Source organism: Gluconobacter cerinus (assembly GCF_002723935.1).
GTDB classification, from domain to species: Bacteria; Pseudomonadota; Alphaproteobacteria; order Acetobacterales; family Acetobacteraceae; genus Gluconobacter; species Gluconobacter cerinus.
This window is the reverse complement of the sequence record NZ_BEWM01000004.1, coordinates 1-20301: the sequence shown is the minus strand read 5'-3', so window position 1 is coordinate 20301 and position 20301 is coordinate 1. Positions and strand designations below refer to the sequence as shown.

Here is a 20301-nt window from a genome sequence, read left to right as displayed (position 1 = left end):
TTCACTCCTGGCCTGAGACGGCTGGAACAACTGGGGTATTGACAGGAGAGACCTGAGACGGCGCTCCTCCTGGGCGACGGCTGAGCATGACGGCTTCAATTTTCTCAAGCGATACGCCTTTTGTTTCAGGCACAAACTTGAGAACAAACCACATGCACACGAGGCACAGTCCGGCAAAAAGCCACATAGAAAATGCACCGTGAAAATGATCATTCAGAAACTTGTTGTCGCTCAGCATGGGAAAGGTCTGGCTGACGCCGAAATTCATGATCCACTGGCAGGAAACTGCAATACTCATTCCGATGGAACGGATGGCATTTGGAAAGACTTCAGCAACCAGCGTCCATGTGACAGGGCCCCAGGACATACCGTAGGCAAACATAAACAGGAGCATTCCGGTAAGCGCCAGAAGACCGGTTGTCTGCGTGTAAAGTGCCCATGATACGATCAAGAGCCCGATGCACATCGCAACCGATCCCACACGGATCAATGGCAACCGCCCTTTGCGATCAATGATCCACGCCCCCAGAATAGCCCCGGCAACAGACACCACGCCGATCCAGATCGTCTGGAACAAAGCCGCCTGAATGCCGCCGCTGGTGCTCTTCAGAACCATAGGAGCGTAGTACATGATGACGTTGACGCCCGTGAGTTGCTGAAGCAGTGCAATCATCGCCCCTACAAAGATAATCCACTTTGCGCCGTCCCGCTTCAGAACGGACACGCTGTTGCGTGCATCAAGTTCCATGCTGGAGACGGACTCACGAATTTCACCCAGCAGCGAATGAGCATGCTGTTCATTGGAAATCCGCTTCAGCGTCGTGAGTGCCTCTTCGTCACGCCCACGCAGAACATGCCAGCGGGGTGATTCCGGGATCAGGAAGATCGTGGCGCAGAAAATGGCGCACGGTACAATTTCTGATGCAATCATCCAGCGCCAGCCAACGTCTCTTAGCCATTCGGTCGAGGCACTTCTCGCGATCAGATAGTTCACGATGAAGACGACAACCTGGCCAAGAACAATGGCAAACTGCTCCATCGTCAGAGCACGACCACGCATGTCCTTAGGTGAGACTTCCGACATGTACATCGGTGAGACTGCCGAAGCGACGCCCACCGCAACACCACCAATCATCCGGTAAATAACAAACCACAGAAAGCTGTGAACGAGCGCTGCGCCGAGAGCAGAAATCGTGAACAGGATGGCACATATAAACAGCGTGACACGCCGCCCTAGCCTGTGCGCCATCCAGCCAGACAATGCAGCACCGATGATGCAGCCAACCACCACGTTCGAAACCGCCCATCCCGTCTCTGCCGGAGAGAGCTGGAAGTAGTCGCGCAGTGAATCAATTGCGCCCGAAATGACGGACGTATCGTATCCGAAGAGGATACCCCCGAGCGCTGCGACGGCGCAGATACGAAGAACATATTTTACGTCATGTCGCTCTGACTGAACGAACACAACATCCTTGATACTCGCCATGATTTCTACTCCATCACTAAGAAGCATTTCTCTCTTGGTGATTGGTTGGCCTTGTCGTTTCCTGTTGAAGAACCCTGTCATGCAGGTTTTTTTTAGCGCTCAATATGGAAGATGTGCCTGATCGGGATCCATGGAGAATTTCCATGCCCGACGCGGGCCCGCCATCACATTGAGATAATAAAGGTCGAACCCATGCGGCGCGCCGACCGGGTGATATCCTTTCGGAACCATAACGGTATCCCGATCGGAAACAGCCATGGTCTCATCGAGAGAACCGTCCTTCGTATAGACGCGCTGCAGAGCAAAACCGCTGCCCCGTTTCAAGCGATGATAATACGTTTCCTCAAGATAGTTCTCATTGGGGAAATCATCGGTATCATGCTTGTGTGGCGGGTAGCTTGACCAGTGACCGCCAGGGGTAATGACTTCGACAACGAGCAGCGTTTCCGCCGGTGCCGTATCGGGAAGGATATTCCGGATCAGCCGCTCGTTTGTTCCTGTGCCCCGTGCAATCTCGCCCGCTTCCTCCGGAGGAATAAGTCGTGCCGGATATTTTCCAGACGCAGGGGAACGGCACACTGCCAGCTCCACATCCGTCTCGGCTTCAGCACGCCACACCGTTCCGGGAGGAAGGTACACCGACCACGGCAGCCCATCGAATGGACTCATCCGCTCTCCCAGCACACCAAAATCCTGCTCCGCACCTTCGATACGGGCACGACCGCTCACCAGAACGAGGCAAACCTCGGTTCGGTCCGTAGCTTCCGAAACCGTTTCACCGGCCTTGAGTGACATCACTTCAAAGCCGATGTAATCCCACCCAGCTTGTTCTGGCGTCAGGTTGATAATCCGACGATTTTCATCGCGTGGGTGGGCGTGAATCAGGAGGCGCGAAGACATGACAGATGCCCCGTCTGTGAGAGGATATTGATCAGATAGTTCCGTCCCATCCGGGCATAGGTCAGCGGACTGACTTCTTTCGAATACTGTTCCGCCTCAAGAACAACCCAGCCGGAATAGTCTGGAATTTCCGCGAACACCTTGCCGTAGTCGATGCAGCCATCACCCGGGACAGTGAAGACATCTCCCATGATCGCCTGCAGGAAGCTCCAGTTTTCCGCATCCGCCGTCGCCCGATTGGCGGCCCGCAGATCCTTCACATGCACATGGCGAATACGATCACGATAGACCTTCGCCAGTTCTGCCGGATCCGAACCACCCCAAAGAGCATGACCCGTATCAAGCAGCAGCTTCACAGAAGGTCCGGTCAGCGTCATGAGGGCATCTATGTCCTGGCGAGACTGAACAACGGTACCCATGTGATGATGGTACACGAAGTCCAGTCCTGCGGCGGCCACGGCATCAGCCATCAGCGTCATGCGACGTGCAAATTCCGGCCACTCCTTTTCTGCCAGAACAGGGCGTCGGGAAAGCGGAATACTGACATCTGAATGAATGGCATTCGATGTTTCCGCAGCGATGAAGACCGGGGCTCCCAGCGCTTTGAGAAGCCGTAGATGCGGCTGCATCCGCTCGATCTCTTCTTCCGCACTTCGAACCAGAAGCTCCGTCGAATACCAGCCGGAAATCAGTTCCAGTCCATATGACGCAAGTACAGATTCCAGCTCAGAGGCCGTAGTTGGAAACTTTTTCCCCAGCTCCATTCCTTCAATCCCTGCCTCCCGTGCTTCGGACAGACAGGTTTCCAACGAAATATCACCCCCCAAAGACGGCATATCGTCGTTGCTCCAGATGATGGGATTGGCACCAATTCTAATAGCCATTGAAGACTCCCGGCCTTCCCTGAAGGCCTCACTTCCTGTGTTCAGTTTCAATTCCCGATGCGCTGACCAGCACGCAACCGTTCGTAAGTTGTGCGCGCCTCACGGACCGCTTCGCGCGATGACACTTCCGGAACTGCCACATCCCACCATGTGCCGCCGTCATCCGTGATCGCTTTGGGATCAGTATCGATAACGATCACCGTCGTACGATCTGCCGTTCTGGCCCGTTCCACAGCTCCCGAAAGTTCTGCGGTTCCCGAGACTTTTTCTGTCCGGGCCCCCAGACCTTGCGCCAGTTGGATGAAATCGATTTCCGGTGTCACGACCTGCGTGCAGTTTTCCAGCAGGTTGTTGAACGGCGCCCCACCAAGCGCCTGCTGCAGCCGATTGATGCAGCCATAGCCCCGGTTATTCAGGAGGACGACTGTCAGCTTTTGACCCAGCATCACGGATGTCGCGATCTCGGAATTCAGCATGAGGTAAGAGCCATCCCCAAGCATGACGATCACATCCCTGCTGGGGTCCGCCATTTTAACGCCCAGCGCGCCTGCCAACTCATATCCCATGCAGGAAAAACCGTATTCCATGTGATACCCACCCGGCATCCCAGGGCGCCAGTGTTTCTGGAGTTCCGCCGGCAGTCCTCCGGCAGCACAAACAACAACATCACTCGCCTGAGCCACACGCTGAACAGCCCCAACCACCTGCGCATCGCTCGGCAGGGTTTCCTGCGAAACAGACGGCTCAGCCTGATAGCGCAGGGAACTTTCCAACCATCCAGCCAAACCGTTTTTAGCTTTCTGCGTCCAGTCCGGATCAGCTTTCCAGCCCGAGAGGTGGCTCTCCAGCGCCCTCAGCCCCACGCGTGCATCCGCCACTAGTGGGGTGGCGAGATGCTTCGTGGCATCTGCAACCTGCACATTCAGGGTCACAATCTTCACGGACGGATTATGGAAAATCCCCCAGGAACCCGTGGTGAAATCCTGAAGACGGGTTCCCACGGCGATAATGAGGTCCGCCTCTTCCGCAAGTTCATTGGCCGCTGAAGTCCCAGCCACCCCGAGGCCACCCATATTCAAAGGATGATCCGGCAGCAGGGAGGATTTTCCGGCCTGCGTCTCACCAGATGGCACGCCGTGGCGGTTACAGAACTCCGCTAAAGCCCGCTCTGCGCCAGAATAGAGGACGCCCCCCCCTGCGATAACCAATGGCTTGCTGGACTCACGGATCAGCGCCGCAGTGTCCGCCAGTTCACGTTCGTCAGGTTCAGCCCGGCGGATACGGTGGATACGGTCCGCAAAGAAGCTTTCCGGATAATCAAACGCTTCTGCCTGAACATCCTGGCATAGAGACAGCGTGACCGGCCCACACTCAGCGGGATCAGTCAGCACCGTCATAGCGCGATTAAACGCCGGAATAATCTGCTCCGGTCGCGTGATGCGGTCAAAGTAACGCGACACAGACCGGAACGCATCATTCGCGCTAACGGTGCCATCTCCAAAATCCTCGATCTGCTGAAGCACAGGATCCGGAATACGATTGGCGAACACGTCCCCCGGCAGAAGCAGCAAAGGTAGGCGGTTGACGTGCGCTACGGCCGCGCCCGTCACCATGTTCAACGCCCCCGGGCCAATCGAACTTGTGCAGGCCATGGCACGACGACGACGGGATGCCTTGGCAAAAGCCGTCGCAATATGCGTCATGCCCTGCTCATTATGAGCACGCCAGGTGACCAGTTCATCACGGGACGCATGGAGCGCCTCTCCGAGACCGGCAACATTGCCGTGCCCGAAAATTGCCCAGACGCCCGAAAAAAATGGCTCTATCCGGCCGTCTATTTCGGTCTTCTGTGCGATCATGGCGCGCACCAGAGCCTGAGCCATCGTCAGGCGTATCGTTTTCATTGTGATATCCTTTCGGGCATTCGCTCAGGCCGCGCTCTGGTGAGGCAGAGGACGTCCCCTGCTCTGCCAGGCCGCCACAAAATGCTCGAAACGACGCACCAGCTCGTCTCTGGCCTCGCTGTCCGACAGCTTGCCCGCAAGCCATGCACGCGCCGGATCTCCGAAAATGGTACGCCCGATCGCAAAGCCTTTGACCCAGGGCGTTGCTGTGGTTTTACGGAATGCCTCTTCCAGATCCGCTACAGGTGCATCAAGTCCAAGGAGCAGAATACCCCGGCAGAACGGATCACGCTTTTCAATGACATTGCCGATATTTTTCCACGCGGCTTCCGACGGCTGGGATTCCAGCTTCCACCAATCCGGCTGAATGCCGATGTCATAGAGCCGCTCAAGTGCGCGAGAAACGGTATCGACCTTGAGTTCACCATGTTTCCCGGCAATGATTTCCAGCAACAGCTCCCGTCCTTGCAGCCGACATGCCTCGTACACCCGACGAAGTTCACGTTCCTGCCGCAGTTTCAGATCGTCGCTATCGTCCGGATGATAGAAGCACAGGCATTTGATAACCTGATCTTTCGGCCATTCGATAAGCGAGCTTCCCAAGCTCCCCTGCCCTTCAAAATCCAGCGGACGTGACCCAGTTTTCTCGACAGGGCGAGCCGTCCACAGACCTTCCTCGGCGGCGCGGAACAGAGCGTCCTGTCCGTATCGGCCGTCCATGAAAACCCCAAAACCATCTCGCCCTTTCGCGACGCGCGCGGCGGCTTCAATAGCGAGAATTTTAAAATGGGAGATCTTGTTGAAGGGCGCCCCTGTTGCCAGGGCCATGTCTTCCAGTTGCAGCCTGTGATCACAGGCAAGTGCCATAATTGGAAAAGCCTGTTCCCGTCGCGTCGTAACCCAGTGCAGATGATTTAGAGCGTCATCATATCTCAGCACCTTGGACGTCGATCCGTGAGACAGAAAATACTGAAGTTCTTTCCAGGTCGGGATCTCAGACGAGCATAGAAGGCGTGAAACGGCGAATGCACCACACGCATTCGCATACCGGCAGCACTCAGACAGTGCCTCATCCTTAAGCCAGCCACGCAAGAAGCCAGACATAAATGCGTCCCCGGCTCCAAGTGTATTGTAAACTTCTACGGGGAAGCCTGGACCACTAATTCCTTTTTCAAGGCTGTCAGGTATGACGCCGTCAAAAACGACACAGCCCATCGGTCCGCGCTTGCAGACAATCGTACCGTCGGAAACAGCTCGAATATTCCGGATGGCTTCCAGCGTATCTTCACTGCCACCTGCAATATGCAGCTCTTCTTCCGTACCAACGATCAGATCACAATCCGGGAGAATATCCTGAAGATGCGCTGTCACATTCTTAGAACGAACGTAACGCGCCTCGCCGTCTCCGATCCCAGCCAGTCCCCAAAGGTTAGGTCGATAATCCACATCAAAAGCAATGCGTCCGCCCGCCTCCCGGATTAATTTCATCGCCTTACGCTGTGCGGCGGCAGCTTCCGGTCGTGCGAAATGGGTTCCGGTTACGACAATTGCTTTTGCACGCTGAATAAACGCTGGATCGATGTCATCTTCATTCAACGCGGCATCCGCACAATCGGTCCGATAAAACAGTAACGGGAAACTATCCCGGTTTTTGACGCCTAGGATCGCCAGAGCCGTGAAGCGGTCCGGATCCGTACGAACACCGTCGATCGCAACACCCTCGCGGACCATCTGCTCCCGGATGAAACGCCCGAAATGCTCGTTCCCGACACGGGTAATGATGCCGGACTTCAGCCCAAGACGAGCTGTTCCAATCGCAATATTAGCCGGACAGCCGCCGACCGCCTTGCTGAAGCTGGCCATATCTTCAAGCCGGCTGCCAATCTGCTGCCCGTAGAGATCCACGGAAGCACGGCCAATGGTGATAACATCAAGATCTGGAGACATCGCAGGATACACCTTCATCGTGTCTGAACATTCCCTGAGAAATGGAATGTTTATTCTCTTTCCACACCTTTAACGCACCTGCAATCCGATTCTTCGTTATTTATATCACTTTTAAATGATATATTCCCTTTTTTTACGTTACATATCTCGTGATCTTCAACTGAAAACACACCGACGGTTCGATCAGGAGGGCTCAATGGAATATATTTTCCATTTGAAGTGAGGGCATTTTTCAAGCTTTCTTCCAAGCCCCGCCAAAAAATGCGATCATCACCAAGACATTGCGCATGATGATGACAGGAAAGGCGCAGCTGAACGACCATGACTGATCGGTATCAAATTTTCTCAGCAGAGCTTGGAGAGCGATACGCATCCCTCCCCCCACGCCTGAAGCAACTCGCCGATCTGGTCTCTAGCAATCCTGACGACGTCGCACACTGGACGGTCAGTATTCTCGCGCTTCATGCCAATGTTCAACCATCGACGGTCGTTCGCTTCGCACGAACGTTCGGCTTCCAGGGATATTCTGATTTTCAGGCCATTTTCAGAGAAAGGCTCCGTGGACTGGCTTCATCGTACCCCGAGCGTCTGCAGACATTAAAGAACCCGGACGATGCTGCGCATTCTACAATCAACCTGCTCACAGGCTTTCATCGAGCTGCCATCACATCCCTAAATAGCCTTCAGGAAAAGACAAACCCTCTGCTACTGGACCAAGCTGTCGACATCCTAGCAAACGGACGCTGCATTCACATTCTTGGATTACGCCGCTCCATGCCCGTAGCGCGTTACTTCGCCTATCTACTGGCAAAAATGGCTATCCCCCATCAGGTCATCGGAATTGAAAGCGGCATGGAAGAAGAAGCCCTTCTCACCGCAAACCCGACTGATGCCGCCCTCATCATCAGTTACGCTTCCTACGCCCCGAAAACCGTCGAACTGTTCCAGAAACTGGAAGAACGCGGCGTCCCTATTGTTTCCCTGACCGATAATAAAAACAGCCCGGTGATCCCAAAATCCGGAATGTGGCTACAGGTCGCCGAAGCTGACTTTCACGGCTTTCGCTCCAATGCAGCTTCTGTCGTTATGGTTATGACATTAGCAACCGCAATAGGAAATTATCGATCCCAAAACCTTATATAAGGGTGGGGTCAATTACTTCGCAGAAAATAGTCGTTGTAAATTTCGTGGGGGAAAAGCCAACAGAAGCGCGCCATTACCGAAGAGCCAATGCCTACGGAAAGCTATGAAGGCGACGGCCACAAGGACATCCCAGTGGACACAGGGATAAAAACCAGTATTCCAGAACGAGAAAATCAAAAGCGCCTGCCAGATGCGACAAGAGTTAATACAAACGACGCGATCATAATGATGAGAAAATACATTGTCGCGATTGGTTTTGCAGTTTTCCTTGCGATGTTCGGTATCTTGGCTGCGAGTGGTCCTCACGGATTTGCGGGAAGAGCCCTCATTTTAGGGATGCCGATTTTTACAACAGTCATCTTCAGGATGAAGAAGACCAGGTGTCGGTCGTGATGTCGCGCGGTAAAGGAAAAATCGAACGCGGGCCTGCCAAGCAAAACCTTCACGTGAAAGTCTGTCCAGTCTGTGATCGTCCATTCAGTTGGCGCAAAAAGTGGGCGAAGACCTGGGACCAAGTGCGATATTGTTCTGAGGGCTGTAGGGAAGCGAGAAAATCTTGATTTTCAGCCGCCAATTTATGGTGGGTGTCTGAAGTGGACAAAGCCTGATCGAATAGGCCCGATTCATAAAAATATTGATCTTATTGAGACCAGTTTGTGTATTGTAATTTCGCGATATGAAAAAAAGTCCAGCACCACAGCCTGTCAATCTTCTGGACGTCGCCCGAGCTGCTGGCGTTTCCAGGGCGACGGCATCACTCGTGGTGCGAGGTAGCCCACTTATTGCCCCCCCAACGCGTGAACGCGTTCTGGAAGCAATGAAACAACTCGGTTATATCTACAATCGTGGTGCAGCCAATCTGCGTCAAAGCCGAACGCATACGATTGGTCTGGTTCTTTCCAACATTGCTAACCCCTTCTTCAGTGAACTGACAGCGGGGGTCGATGACGTTAACGATGCCAATGATGTTGTCTGCTTCATCGCGAACAGTGTTGAGTCGCCCGAACGCCAGGCGCGTCAGATCCAGCGACTGAGAGAGCATAACGTTGATGGCGTGATTATCTGCCCTGCAATCGGCAGTAACGACACGTTATTGGAAGATCTTCAACGTCTAAGCCTGCCGTATGTTCAGGTTCTGCGCCATGTCCCTTACGGTTCAGGCGACTATGTTGCGGCTGACTATGCTTCAGGTATCGAAAAAGCCGTAAGACATCTCGTCGAAACCGGTCGGCAGAAAATCATGTTCGTGGGAGGAATGTCCGTCCATTCCGCTGCCGTGGCCCGACTGGATGGCTTCCATAGAGCTATGGCGCTTCATCAATTGCCTGACGATATGGTGGTCGCCGGCAAATGGGGTAACACTTATGATGAAGTTGAACTCGACCGGCTTCTTCTAGGATCCAATCCGCCAGATTCCGCGATCTGTTATAATGATATTATGGCTCTAGCGCTCATGAGTCACCTTCAACGCCGCGGCTATACGCTTGGCGATGATTTTGCCGTTATAGGGATGGATGATTTACCGCAGGCTGCGGCAGCCTATCCTCCTTTAACGACGATTGCGACGAACCCGCGCATGATTGGGCAGGCTGCGGCTACCCTGCTGCAAAAGCGCCTGGAAGCACCAGACCGACCTACAGAACGGATCATTCTTCCCGCAAATTTGGTTATACGGGCCAGCTCTGAAACCCGCACCTCATAATACCCCTCGGATAGGCTAGCGCTTTCCCTTCCCTGACATGATTATCACGTGTTTCGTGATATACTGCCGATAAATCACATATCTTTTATATTTCCATCACTAAACTTGCGTGACTTTCTTTCGGAAATAACGTTGAGATATGCAACTGCGATCTTTTAGATCGATCTAATTTTTACCTTTAACTCGCCTCTGTGGTCGCAGGGTCAAAGGAGGAAGAATGAAAACGCCTATCGGTTGGGCTCTGATCGGGGCCAGTAACGTCGCCCGAGAGTGGATGATCGATGCAATTCGTTCACAGCCGGATGCGTCACTCCGGACTGTTTTCAGTCGGGACGCACAGCGCGGGCAAGAATTTGCCACCGCTCACGATATTCCCAACAGTACGTCGGAGCTTGAGGACATTCTTCAGGACCCTTCCGTACACGTGGTGTATGTCAGCAGCCGGAATGAGCTTCATAAAGATCAGGTGCTGGCCGCAGCCCGAGCAGGTAAACATGTTCTGTGCGAGAAGCCACTGGCCCTCTCCCTGACAGACGCAGAGGCAATGGTCCGGGTCTGCCGTGAATCCGGTGTCATTCTGGGCACAAACCATCATCTGAGATGCTCGGCCGTCCATATTGCGCTCCGACATCACCTGAAGACCAACGCTATCGGCGAACTGAATACCGTCCGCGTCTTCCACGCTAATTTCCTGGCGAAAGCGGTTGAAGGCTGGCGCCTGAATGACGCAGCGGGTGGCCTCATTCTGGATAGTACAATCCATGACATCGATACCCTGCGCTTCCTGTTAGGAGCAGACCCGATTGATGTGTTTGCCATGACGCAAAGCGGTCGACGGAGTGTCGGGGGAATTGAAGATGGCCTGATGGCTGTCATGCGCTTTCCCGGAGATGTCCTCGTACAGATCCACGGATCATATGCCGTGCCATATGCGCCCGGAGGCGTCGAACTCTATGGTGAAAACGCGGCGTTGATCGCTCGGGATTGCATGAGCCAGAAGCCGATCGGCAGTCTGTCCTTGCGAGATGGTGACGGAGAGCATCCCATCGCCATCGAACATCATAATCTTTACCGCTACAGTGTCCGACGCTTCTGTGACAGCATTGCCGGGCATGGTTCTCCGGCAGCAACCGGCGAAGACGGTGTGGCTTCACTCAAGATCGCTCTGGCCCTGAAAGAATCAGTCCAGTCTGGTCATCAGGTCAAGGTGTCGCAGTCATGATTGCAACAACAATGACAAGCTTTCCCTCCCTCGATCAGGAACACGCAACGGTTTCGAACGACGTGCTCTCTGAGCGCCCCGAAATGACCACAGAAGAACTTCGCCGCGCGGCCTGGACATGCTCGGTTGGCAGCGCGATGGAGTACTACGACTTCGCACTCTACAGCCTCGCGTCGGCTCTCGTGTTTGGTCCGCTTTTCTTCCCCAGCACCATCCCGGGTATGGGCCTGATCGCGAGCTTTGCGACCTATTTTATAGGCTTTGCAGTACGACCTATCGGCGGAATTTTCTTTGGCCGCCTCGGTGACCGGCATGGCCGTAAAAAGGTCCTGCTGATGACGGTCACCCTTATGGGTCTGGCCAGCTCCGCCATAGGGCTTATTCCGTCCTACTCTACCATCGGTATTGCCGCCCCTCTCCTGCTTGTTTTCATGCGCATGCTGCAAGGCTTCGGTGCGGGCGCAGAACAGGCCGGTGCGGCGGTCATGATGACGGAGTCCGCCCCGCGTGAACGTCGGGGATACTTTGCCGCGCTCCCATTTCTGGGTATCCAGATGGGAACAGTAGCTGCGGGCCTGATCTATTTCGGGATGATGACAGGCGTTGCGAACATTGCCGACACCTGGCTCTGGCGCGTACCCTTCCTCGGTAGTGCCGTCCTCCTTGTCATTGCACTGTACATGCGGCTACGCCTCAAGGAATCACCCGCTTTCGCCAAGCTGCGTGAGCAAGAAAAGCATGAAGAAGTCATGCCTCTGCGCCAGACACTGACCGGCTCATGGCGTCCAATTACCGCGGGTCTGGGGCTTCGGATGGCGGAAAACGGCGGCTCTTCCATCTATCAGGTGCTGTCTATCAGCTATCTGGTTCATACGGTTGGCATGAGCAGCAAATGGGGCACGCTGGCCTTGATCGGAGCGGCACTGGTGGGTGCAATCACCATTCCCGGCGCAGGATGGCTTAGTGACAAATATGGCCGGGTAAAGGTTTACCGTGGATTTGCCATTCTTCAGGCCGTAAGCGCCATTCCCGTCTGGTACGTCTTTAGCCAGGGAAATCCAGTTCTCTCCATGATCGCGCTTTCCTTCGCTCTTGGTATTGCGACGTGGGGAATGTTCGGAACGCAGGGCGCCTTTCTTCCCGAGATGTTCGGGGTTCGTCATCGCTACACAGCGGTATCCTTTACCCGTGAATTCTCTTCCGTCATTGCCGGAGGCGTCTCCCCCATGGTGGGTCAATTTCTCATCACCATGTTTGCACGGTTCAATATTGGCGGTGTCAGCAGTGGTAAGTTTGCCTGGATTCCACTGGCAACTTACGTGGTCTTCCTCGCCTGTCTGGCCATCACAGCCACGTTCTTCATTCCTGAACCCAGAGGCCGTGATCTCATGTCACAGGATGATGTCTTCTAAGGGCCTCTCCTAACACACACGTCACTTTCTTTCAGCTCATTCCAAATGCGCCCGTGCTCCGGACGCATAACGGCCTCTCTATGCTCGAGGTTTATCATGAACGATACAGTATCTCTTTCTCCAAACCCCGCACTGACTCAGTGTGCAGAGATCTTTCTTGCTGCCAGGAAAAGTAAACCTTGCTTGGATAGCCTTCCCGATACCGTCAAGATACATGACGCCAAAGAAGCGTATTCTGTTCAGGATCAGGTCGCACAAGCTCTGACGGCTTCCCTCGGCCCCATCAAGGGTTGGAAAGTCGGAGCTCCGACGCCAGAAAGCGAGCCATTCTGCGCACCCTTGCATCAGGCCACCCTGTTTTCCGGAGATACCAAGCTCCCGGAAGGTCTTTGCCGCCTTTACGGTGTTGAGGCGGAGATTGTTTATATTTTCCGGAAAGACCTACTCTCTCGGGAAACACCTTGGACGCAGACCGAAGTTTGCGACGCAATCGGCAGTGCTCATGCCGCTATCGAAATATTTGACACCCGCTTCTGCAAGGCAGGCTCCCAGGACGGACTGGTGCATCTGGCCGATCAGGGCAACCACGGCGCCCTGATTTACGGACCCGGAATTTCAACGTGGCAGCAGCTCACACCTGTAACCGAACAGGTCAAGCTTGTCCTTGATGACCAGATTGCCATTGAACATGCCGGAGGGAACTCCGCTGGAGATCCAATCCGTCTTCTTGTCTGGCTGGCCAATCATGCTGCGAAGCGCGGCCTTCCCCTGGAAGCAGGAACCGTCGTCACCACCGGATCCATGACAGGCACGAAATTCGTACCCGCAGGCACGACCGCAAAAGTCGAAATCGGATCTCTGGCCCCCGTCTCCGTCGTTCTTCCATAAAACAGGCTGTGTAAGGTTCTCTGATCATGAAACCGGAAATTCTTCTTATCGAGCCCATGATGCCTGAAGTCGAGCAGGCATTGGACGCCGCGTATGTTGTTCACCGTTATAATGAAATGCTGATATTGACGGACATCGCACCGCGCATTCGGGGCATCGTCACTGGCGGCGGAACCGGTGTCCCCTCCCACATCATGACGGCCCTTCCTAACCTGGAGATCATTTCCATCAATGGAATTGGGACTGATGCCGTCGATCTCGTTCAGGCCAGCCGCCGTGGTATCAGCGTTACGACAACGCAGAACGTCCTGACAGATGACGTGGCAGATCTCGCCATGGCTTTCATCCTTGCGGCAACGCGCGACCTGCTTCCAGGAGACAGTTTTGTCCGCAACGGTCAGTGGGGCACGGGCTTCCTCCCCTTGGCCCACAAGGTCACCGGCAAGAAACTCGGAATTTTTGGGATGGGAAAAGTCGGACAGGCCATCAGCCGACGGGCGCATGGCTTTAACATGCCCGTTTCCTATTTCAGCCGTACCAATCTTGAACTTCCTGACATCCCGTTCATTCCCAGCCTGACCGCACTGGCGAAACAGAGCGATATCCTTGTCGTCGCGGCATCGGGAGGACCTCAGTCCCGGCATCTTGTAAACCGGGACGTCATGGAAGCACTGGGGCCGGACGGGTTGCTGGTCAATATTTCTCGTGGAAGCGTGGTGGATGAACAGACCATGGTGAGCCTGTTGCAAGATGGCAAACTCGGCAAAGCCGCGCTTGATGTTTTTGAGAACGAACCCAGTATCCCCGCTGCCCTTTACGGCATGAACAATGTCGTTCTTCAGCCACATCGTGCCAGCGCAACCGTAGAAACACGCCGACAGATGGGCCAGTTGGTCACGGCCAACCTTGCGGCACATTTCTGCGGTGCCCCGCTCCTGACCCCCGTGATTTGAAACTGCTTCAGTCTGGAGCACTTCGATGCCGCGCTCTCTATCCCCCACTACAAAAATTTTTCTGGCATGCGTTTTCTCATGCGCCGTGTTTTTTTCCTTCAAAGCAGAGGCACAATACCGGGGGCCAGTCTCCGCAACAGCTCCTCTTTTCGCCCTGGATACGCCGACCGGCTACGACAACACCCCTTTCACGCCACCGGTAGAGAACATGCTCCTTCCCTGGGATAGGCTGATCAAAAAGCTGAACAAGAAAGGGATCGGTATTGTCGTGGACTATACCAGCGAAAGCGCCATCGCCTTAAATGCAGGGCATGGCGGGGACGCTGGTTATGCCCATCAGATCGGTGTGGAACTTGATCTGGACTGGGAAAAAATTATTGGCTGGAAGGGATTTATCACCCATGCAGTTTTCGTTAACCGCGCAGGCCATAACCTCGCAGCAGATCTGGGCGATCACTCTTTGAATGGGTTTCAGGAAATTTTCGGCGGTGGCGGCAATGTCGGCGTTCACCTGGTTTATGTCTATGGAACTCAGGATCTGTATAAAAAACGCATTCAGATTGCCGTTGGAAAAATGCCCGTGAATATTGATTTTGCTAATTCCCCCTTGTTCTGCACGTTTATGAACAAATCGAACTGTGGGATACCAAAATCTCTGACCCGCGGTGCAGCGGGATATGCGACATATCCAGGGTCAACATGGGGAGCCAGAATTCGTTACTGGCCGCTCCATGGTCTCTATATTCAAGCGGGTCTTTATGGCGTCAATCCATACCTGAATACAAACAAGTATGATCGGACTGGCTTTGAAATGGGTACAGACCTTTATACAGGCGTCTATACTCCTGTTGAAATCGGCCTCATCCCTCATTTTGGAAAAAACAATCTTGTCGGCCATTATAAATTTGGCTTCGCTTATGATTCTTCTCAATACCGGGATGTCTACTACGACAATAATGGCAATGCTGCTGCTGCCACTGGTCTCCCTTACCGCTGGACGAATGGAAAAACACAAATATGGCTTCAGGCAGACCAGATGTTAATCCGTAACGGAAGCGGTCCGTTACACGGTCTTTACGCGCTTGCCGGTTTTGCCAAAAGTGATGGGAAGAACAGCCCTTACACCTATCAGATCTATGCGGGGCTCGTAGATCGAGGGCCAATTTCCACTCGTCCCCAGGATACATTCGGCGTTGAGTGGTCTGAAACGATGGCAAGCCCGGAACTGGTTGCTTCGCAGTGGATACGCTATCGTCAGGGACTGCCTCTCCCCGGAAACACGACCTACCCTCAAAGCCATATCACCACCCTAGAGGTCACTTACAACATCCATGCGTTTCGTGGTCTCTCCATCCAACCTGATTATCAGCGTATCTGGCGGACAAATCTTCAGAAGAACAAACCGACTGTCGATGCTGTAGGATTGAAGATACATGCTGTTCTTTAGTCTAAATATTGTAATTTATTATATCCGGTCGGTAGTGATTTTCTAACACATATATATTTACCAACCATCTTAATTTTTCATGGTGAAAATGAATGTCTGCATGTGAATGGATGTAATATCAGGATATATTTTACTATAATAAAAAATCAATTATAATTCGAATAAATTTTTAAATAAATTATTTATTTCGCTACATTTTTAAGTTATTAGATATTTTAATAATAAATATAAGTGTTTATTGAACATAAAAGACTGCAAAATAATATCCCCAGTCAAATTCTCTCAGTCTTTTTTAAGTGATCTGAACTTCCTGCCTAGCTATCCATTTAATGGTCTTACCAATGGAGGCTATCATGTCTTTCCGTAGCAGTACGCTCCCAAAAAATCCGACTAAAGCTCCTGGCTCGCCTGATGAACGTGAGCCTTTTGACCCGTATCCTGACAAAAGCCCGATCACGGATGAGCCCCCGGAAGAGGAAAATCCCGGTAAAAGTTATGCGCCTGAAAAAGGCTATCCAGATTCTAAGCCTGATCAGCCTCCAGTCCTTCCTGATGCACCTGAAAATCCAACAAATTAAGCTCCGGATTTTCAGGCCGGGACGACGAGTAAACCTATGGGACAGATCAAGCCATTTTCTTTGAGTGGACACAACAATACCGGGGAGAAGACCGGGCTCAATGAAAATAAACATGATGTTATAAAAAAGTATATACTGGTTGCTATTCCAGTGTGCAATGAAGAAGAGCACATTGTCCCGTGTCTTTTAGCTCTTGCGAGACAAGAGACACAGCCTGACAAAGTTGTACTCTGGATCAATAATACTACTGATCAAACACATGAGCGAGTAGCATCTTTAACGAACACATTACCGTTCGAACTGGAGATCGTCAGAGTTATCTACGACCCGGCATTGGCAAGCGCAGGCTTGGCAAGAAGGGATGCAATGGCCCATGCGGCTCAGTATGCATCTTCTAGTGCCCTATTAGTGACCACTGATGCTGACAGTGAAGCTGCTGAGGATTGGTTAAGTCGTACTCTAAACGCTTTTACGCATTATCCTGTTGAAGCCGTGTTTGGCAGGACTCTTCTCCTCCCCGAGGAAGCCAGGAAAATCCCATTCAATTTGCATGAAGATGAAAGAGCAGAAAAGGCTTACGGGGCTCTTCTCGATCAAATCACACTGCTGCTCTGTCCGGAATCTCATGATCCCTGGCCACGGCATACCGAGCATTCCGGCGCCAGTATCGCGGTCACTTATCAGGCCTGGAGTAAGGTTGGTGGAATGCCTGCCGTACCAACGTCGGAAGACCGTGCGTTTTATCAAGTGCTTCGAGAAAACGGAATTCGTGTTCGTCATGCACCGGACGTTAAGGTGTATGTGTCCGCTCGTTTGGTGGGTCGGGCAAAAGGAGGAATGGCCGAAACGCTGGCACGCAGATTACACGTACAGGACGAATATATAGATGATATTTTCGAGCCTGTTTCCCGAAGGTTACTTCGTATGCGACGTCTGCGTAAGCACGCAAATCAACTCGTTCCTTTTGAAGACACCTGCATGGAATTCTATCAAATGCGCGTGCGCCGTGATGACTTGGAAAAGCATCATAAACGAGCCCAACGGGTGCTAGATCATCTTAGAAAAATGATACATCGTTCTCATCGTGATTGCTTAAGTGACTCAATCGATCAATTCGATATCCCTCACCTCGCTCACTCAGATCAGGCACCCAACCGTGGGCAAGACATGCCTGGATAAAACAATTTGCTGCCTCGTCTCCTGTACAGGGCGTATCTGTCTCTCCAGTCCAGTTAACGATTAGGATATGGCCAGTTGTTTTCAGGCTTGTGGTCGTTTGAAAAGCCAGTTCCTGAATGTCTGTCTGACTCAAAAAATAAAGAATTTCCGAAATAAGAATGAGATCACAGCCTGCTGCCGCAACAACTGGATAAGCACTAGGTAGAAAGGCTTTGATAAAGCTGACTTGTGCATATTCCTGGCAGCGCTGTCTTGCCTTGGTAAGCGCAGTTTCCGAAGCATCTACTGCCAGGATACGTTGACACCGCTGCGTTAGAGCCAATGTGCCTACCCCTATGGCACATCCGAGCTCTACAGCGAATGCAATCGGCGAACATGGCAGACATTGTAGAACCCTTTGAAGCTTCTTGTGTTCATACGGGCTGCTTTCAAAATTCCATGGATCAGGATCCTGCTGAAACAGGTTTTCAAAAACGTCTGCTGTCCATGTCTCTTTCCTCATGACGCGATAAAGATTTCATAGGGTTGCAGCATTTTCTCCAGTAAATGCTCCGGTAAAACAAAACCGTTTGGATCGTCTTTTACGATCAAGCCTCTCTGACTTCGATGCGCGTGGACCGCCTGTCGTTTCTGTTCCAAAAAAGACTGAACATTCAGGCGCCAACCTATAAGGGCATTTTCCGGAATCTTCGTTTCAGGAGGAAGTGTTAAACCCCAGACCGGGTACGCCAGAACTCTAAGCTCTGGCTTCAGAGCTTTTAGCGTTTCGCCAATCAGCCAGACAGCTTCATGGTCGCAGTGAGGATCGTACCGCCAAGGGGCCAGTAGATTTTCGCAGTCATGAAGAGACAGAAGATCAAGCAAATCACGGACAGTAGAGTCAAACTGGCTCCCTTCCACCGGAACTCTCGTATCCTTAAGGCCCATAAATATCAGTCTATCAGCAGAAAGACCCAGAAGTTCTGCCGCACGGATGCATTCTTCCTGTCTCTGTCGCGCCAGCCGATCGGGTGGCCATAAACGAGAGCCCGGATGAGATGCGGAGCCGTCTGAAACGATCACAACAATGGGCGGTCGCCCATGTGCCACTGCCGAGGCTATAAATCCCCCACATCCAAGACTTTCGTCATCAGGATGGGGCGCCAGCACCAGTGATGTGCCGGGAGCAACGGCATCGAATGAGGCAAATGGGAAACTTGCAAATTTTTCCAGAGTTTCACGAATATTCATGGACCTGCCTCCGGCCAGTCATGATGGACGAACCATGCGGCAGCCTCCGTCAAAGCTTCGTCAGGCGCGGGCTGTCTGAGATAAGTTGCAAGGTCCCTCATGACCTGCTCTACCGCTTTTCCTTTGATGAAGGCCGACAGGCCCAGACTTCTTTGAACGAGCGTGATCAGTTCAAGAGCAGCCTTTTCGACTGCCAACCGAGCCAGATTAATGATTGACGTCACGTCTTCTGATTTCATGTGCGCAGAATATGCAGCTTGAGCGGCCTCGTGCACCCACATCGCTGCTGTCTTTTGAAGAATAAGTGCTTCTCCGATCCGGGCGAGTTGATGTGGACTACCAGCACGCTCGCGTTCCAGTAACTCCTCCCTGAGTAGATCAATCAAATGATCCATCCCGCCTAAGGCAACCGCCGACCCTCGCCAGGCTCCCGCAGAAAATTCAGGCTGCCGCAGATAGTCACCTGGTGAGCCAATAATGTCATCCGGTGAGATCTGGAGGCCCGTGAAATCATAGGCTCCCGTTCCGCTGGCCTGCATGCCAGTCAGTGCTCCCGGACCGGGGCGCTGGCGTTCAAGGTCTGTTGTAGGAGCTAGAACCATGAGTGCTTCGCCGTGCTCAGGTATGGCGGTTATCAATGCAACGCTAACCTGCCTGACGCCACTGGCAAAACCTTTGATCCCCGAGAGCCTGTAGCTCGGCCCTTCCCTCTGTATGCTGACAGCAGAGCTCCCGTCCGTAACCCAGATGCCAGCCAAATTCTCGTTTTTCAGTTGGAGCTTTAGGGCATGACGTTGAAATCTCGTGCCGTACAATTCTACGAGACGGACTACATTCACATGCCCTTCCAAACATCGCCCGAGAGAAAGACTCAGATAGCCTATTCTCCTCAGTAAAGTCAGAAGAACCTGGCCTCCTTCAGATGTTTGGCAAAGCCCGAGCCCATTGTCTTCCACGGAAAAAAGAGCGTCAAACGCACCCATTGTGCGTAGTGCATTTAGAAGCTCAACAGGGAACTGATTTTCTGGAGCAGAAAATGGTTTGGCTTTCCATTCCTCAAATAAGCACTGCATCCTGGCCCTAAAAAGAGCAAGCCCCTCAACGTATGCGCTCTGATCTGCAACCGACATGCCTGAGCATTCCTTCACGCTTTCGTACAGGAACGTCGAATGGCGGCTGATGGCTTCAATTCAACACCACGCTATGTGGTCACTCTTTTGAGTAAGCACATGAACGTCAGCGAAGTATGGGCTTCTTTCTCAAATTATGTCTGATCTGAAGGCACTGAATAAGTTTTCGGCATGCTTCGTGTAAACAGACCAGTTACAATGCCCCCGAGCCCAAAGATCATAAAGGGTATTAAATACATAATATAATCTAGGTTATGTTGATAAAAGACCTATTCCAAAATCTTGCGGCGGCAAGG

At 52.7% G+C, this 20301-nt stretch carries 17 protein-coding genes and 1 pseudogene; 10 read left to right on the top strand and 8 right to left on the bottom strand.

Features of this window, described 5'->3' with window-relative positions:
- Position 1 precedes the first annotated feature (1 nt).
- From GCE01_RS10060 to GCE01_RS10040, 5 genes are all read right to left on the bottom strand, one after another.
- On the bottom strand, positions 2-1486 hold the full coding sequence (locus GCE01_RS10060) for a sugar porter family MFS transporter (protein ID WP_099213028.1): 1485 nt from the start codon (positions 1484-1486) through the stop codon (positions 2-4).
- Positions 1487-1585: 99 nt separating this feature from the next.
- Positions 1586-2386: a 5-deoxy-glucuronate isomerase gene (gene iolB, locus GCE01_RS10055; protein ID WP_099212737.1), complete on the bottom strand. Its 801-nt coding sequence runs from the start codon at positions 2384-2386 to the stop codon at positions 1586-1588.
- Positions 2368-3270 (bottom strand): myo-inosose-2 dehydratase, encoded by a 903-nt coding sequence (gene iolE, locus GCE01_RS10050; protein ID WP_099212736.1) that lies wholly within the window; start codon positions 3268-3270, stop codon positions 2368-2370. The genes iolB and iolE overlap by 19 nt, the downstream gene beginning before the upstream one ends.
- Before the next feature lie 47 nt (positions 3271-3317).
- Positions 3318-5174: a 3D-(3,5/4)-trihydroxycyclohexane-1,2-dione acylhydrolase (decyclizing) gene (gene iolD / locus GCE01_RS10045; RefSeq protein ID WP_099212735.1), complete on the bottom strand. Its 1857-nt coding sequence runs from the start codon at positions 5172-5174 to the stop codon at positions 3318-3320.
- Positions 5175-5198: 24 nt separating this feature from the next.
- Complete coding sequence (locus tag GCE01_RS10040) at positions 5199-7139, bottom strand: bifunctional 5-dehydro-2-deoxygluconokinase/5-dehydro-2-deoxyphosphogluconate aldolase (protein ID WP_099212734.1); 1941 nt, start codon at positions 7137-7139, stop codon at positions 5199-5201.
- 303 nt (positions 7140-7442) lie between these two features.
- Between GCE01_RS10040 and GCE01_RS10035 the strand changes: the two genes are divergently transcribed.
- From GCE01_RS10035 to GCE01_RS09985, 10 genes are all read left to right on the top strand, one after another.
- The gene (locus GCE01_RS10035; protein ID WP_099212733.1) at positions 7443-8264 is read left to right on the top strand and encodes a MurR/RpiR family transcriptional regulator; all 822 of its coding nucleotides are present in this window, start codon (positions 7443-7445) and stop codon (positions 8262-8264) included.
- Positions 8265-8351: 87 nt separating this feature from the next.
- Positions 8352-8657 (top strand): hypothetical protein, encoded by a 306-nt coding sequence (locus GCE01_RS10030; RefSeq protein ID WP_099212732.1) that lies wholly within the window; start codon positions 8352-8354, stop codon positions 8655-8657.
- Positions 8657-8824, top strand: a complete 168-nt coding sequence (locus tag GCE01_RS10025; protein ID WP_174694838.1) for a DUF2256 domain-containing protein — start codon at positions 8657-8659, stop codon at positions 8822-8824. Before GCE01_RS10030 ends, GCE01_RS10025 begins: the two co-directional genes overlap by 1 nt.
- A gap of 116 nt (positions 8825-8940) precedes the next feature.
- Positions 8941-9966 (top strand): LacI family DNA-binding transcriptional regulator, encoded by a 1026-nt coding sequence (locus GCE01_RS10020; protein ID WP_099212731.1) that lies wholly within the window; start codon positions 8941-8943, stop codon positions 9964-9966.
- 217 nt (positions 9967-10183) lie between these two features.
- Complete coding sequence (locus tag GCE01_RS10015) at positions 10184-11188, top strand: Gfo/Idh/MocA family protein (RefSeq protein ID WP_099212730.1); 1005 nt, start codon at positions 10184-10186, stop codon at positions 11186-11188.
- Complete coding sequence (locus GCE01_RS10010) at positions 11185-12600, top strand: MFS transporter (RefSeq protein WP_099212729.1); 1416 nt, start codon at positions 11185-11187, stop codon at positions 12598-12600. The genes GCE01_RS10015 and GCE01_RS10010 overlap by 4 nt, the downstream gene beginning before the upstream one ends.
- 183 nt (positions 12601-12783) lie before the next feature.
- Positions 12784-13488: a 2-keto-4-pentenoate hydratase gene (locus GCE01_RS10005; RefSeq protein WP_244591171.1), complete on the top strand. Its 705-nt coding sequence runs from the start codon at positions 12784-12786 to the stop codon at positions 13486-13488.
- Positions 13489-13514: 26 nt separating this feature from the next.
- Positions 13515-14441 carry a 2-hydroxyacid dehydrogenase gene (locus GCE01_RS10000; RefSeq protein ID WP_099212727.1) on the top strand — a complete coding sequence of 309 codons (927 nt, stop codon included), beginning with the start codon at positions 13515-13517 and terminating at the stop codon, positions 14439-14441.
- 85 nt (positions 14442-14526) lie between these two features.
- Positions 14527-15888, top strand: a complete 1362-nt coding sequence (locus tag GCE01_RS09995) for a carbohydrate porin (protein ID WP_244591170.1) — start codon at positions 14527-14529, stop codon at positions 15886-15888.
- Between the two features lie 614 nt (positions 15889-16502).
- Complete coding sequence (locus GCE01_RS09985) at positions 16503-17645, top strand: glycosyltransferase (RefSeq protein ID WP_244591169.1); 1143 nt, start codon at positions 16503-16505, stop codon at positions 17643-17645.
- A gap of 70 nt (positions 17646-17715) precedes the next feature.
- On the opposite strand, the pseudogene GCE01_RS17140 reads toward GCE01_RS09985, so the two are convergent.
- The 3 genes and pseudogenes from GCE01_RS17140 to GCE01_RS09970 form a co-directional block, all read right to left on the bottom strand.
- A pseudogene (locus tag GCE01_RS17140) lies at positions 17716-18147 on the bottom strand (SAM-dependent methyltransferase); the annotation flags it as partial.
- Positions 18144-18875: a PIG-L deacetylase family protein gene (locus tag GCE01_RS09975; RefSeq protein ID WP_099212724.1), complete on the bottom strand. Its 732-nt coding sequence runs from the start codon at positions 18873-18875 to the stop codon at positions 18144-18146. The pseudogene GCE01_RS17140 and the gene GCE01_RS09975, both read right to left, overlap by 4 nt.
- Positions 18872-20005: an acyl-CoA dehydrogenase family protein gene (locus GCE01_RS09970; RefSeq protein ID WP_099212723.1), complete on the bottom strand. Its 1134-nt coding sequence runs from the start codon at positions 20003-20005 to the stop codon at positions 18872-18874. Before GCE01_RS09970 ends, GCE01_RS09975 begins: the two co-directional genes overlap by 4 nt.
- Between the last annotated feature and the right edge of the window lie 296 nt (positions 20006-20301).

Coding starts and splice junctions, on each gene's coding strand:
- GCE01_RS10040 (WP_099212734.1), bottom strand. CDS start 7,139: ATGAAGGTGTATCCTGCGATGTCTCCAGATCTTGATGTTATCACCATT.
- GCE01_RS10060 (WP_099213028.1), bottom strand. CDS start 1,486: ATGGCGAGTATCAAGGATGTTGTGTTCGTTCAGTCAGAGCGACATGAC.
- iolD (WP_099212735.1), bottom strand. CDS start 5,174: ATGAAAACGATACGCCTGACGATGGCTCAGGCTCTGGTGCGCGCCATG.
- GCE01_RS09975 (WP_099212724.1), bottom strand. CDS start 18,875: ATGAATATTCGTGAAACTCTGGAAAAATTTGCAAGTTTCCCATTTGCC.
- iolB (WP_099212737.1), bottom strand. CDS start 2,386: ATGTCTTCGCGCCTCCTGATTCACGCCCACCCACGCGATGAAAATCGT.
- GCE01_RS10010 (WP_099212729.1), top strand. CDS start 11,185: ATGATTGCAACAACAATGACAAGCTTTCCCTCCCTCGATCAGGAACAC.
- GCE01_RS09985 (WP_244591169.1), top strand. CDS start 16,503: ATGGGACAGATCAAGCCATTTTCTTTGAGTGGACACAACAATACCGGG.
- GCE01_RS10030 (WP_099212732.1), top strand. CDS start 8,352: ATGCCTACGGAAAGCTATGAAGGCGACGGCCACAAGGACATCCCAGTG.
- GCE01_RS09970 (WP_099212723.1), bottom strand. CDS start 20,005: ATGTCGGTTGCAGATCAGAGCGCATACGTTGAGGGGCTTGCTCTTTTT.
- GCE01_RS10000 (WP_099212727.1), top strand. CDS start 13,515: ATGAAACCGGAAATTCTTCTTATCGAGCCCATGATGCCTGAAGTCGAG.
- GCE01_RS10020 (WP_099212731.1), top strand. CDS start 8,941: ATGAAAAAAAGTCCAGCACCACAGCCTGTCAATCTTCTGGACGTCGCC.
- GCE01_RS10025 (WP_174694838.1), top strand. CDS start 8,657: ATGTCGCGCGGTAAAGGAAAAATCGAACGCGGGCCTGCCAAGCAAAAC.
- GCE01_RS10035 (WP_099212733.1), top strand. CDS start 7,443: ATGACTGATCGGTATCAAATTTTCTCAGCAGAGCTTGGAGAGCGATAC.
- GCE01_RS10015 (WP_099212730.1), top strand. CDS start 10,184: ATGAAAACGCCTATCGGTTGGGCTCTGATCGGGGCCAGTAACGTCGCC.
- iolE (WP_099212736.1), bottom strand. CDS start 3,270: ATGGCTATTAGAATTGGTGCCAATCCCATCATCTGGAGCAACGACGAT.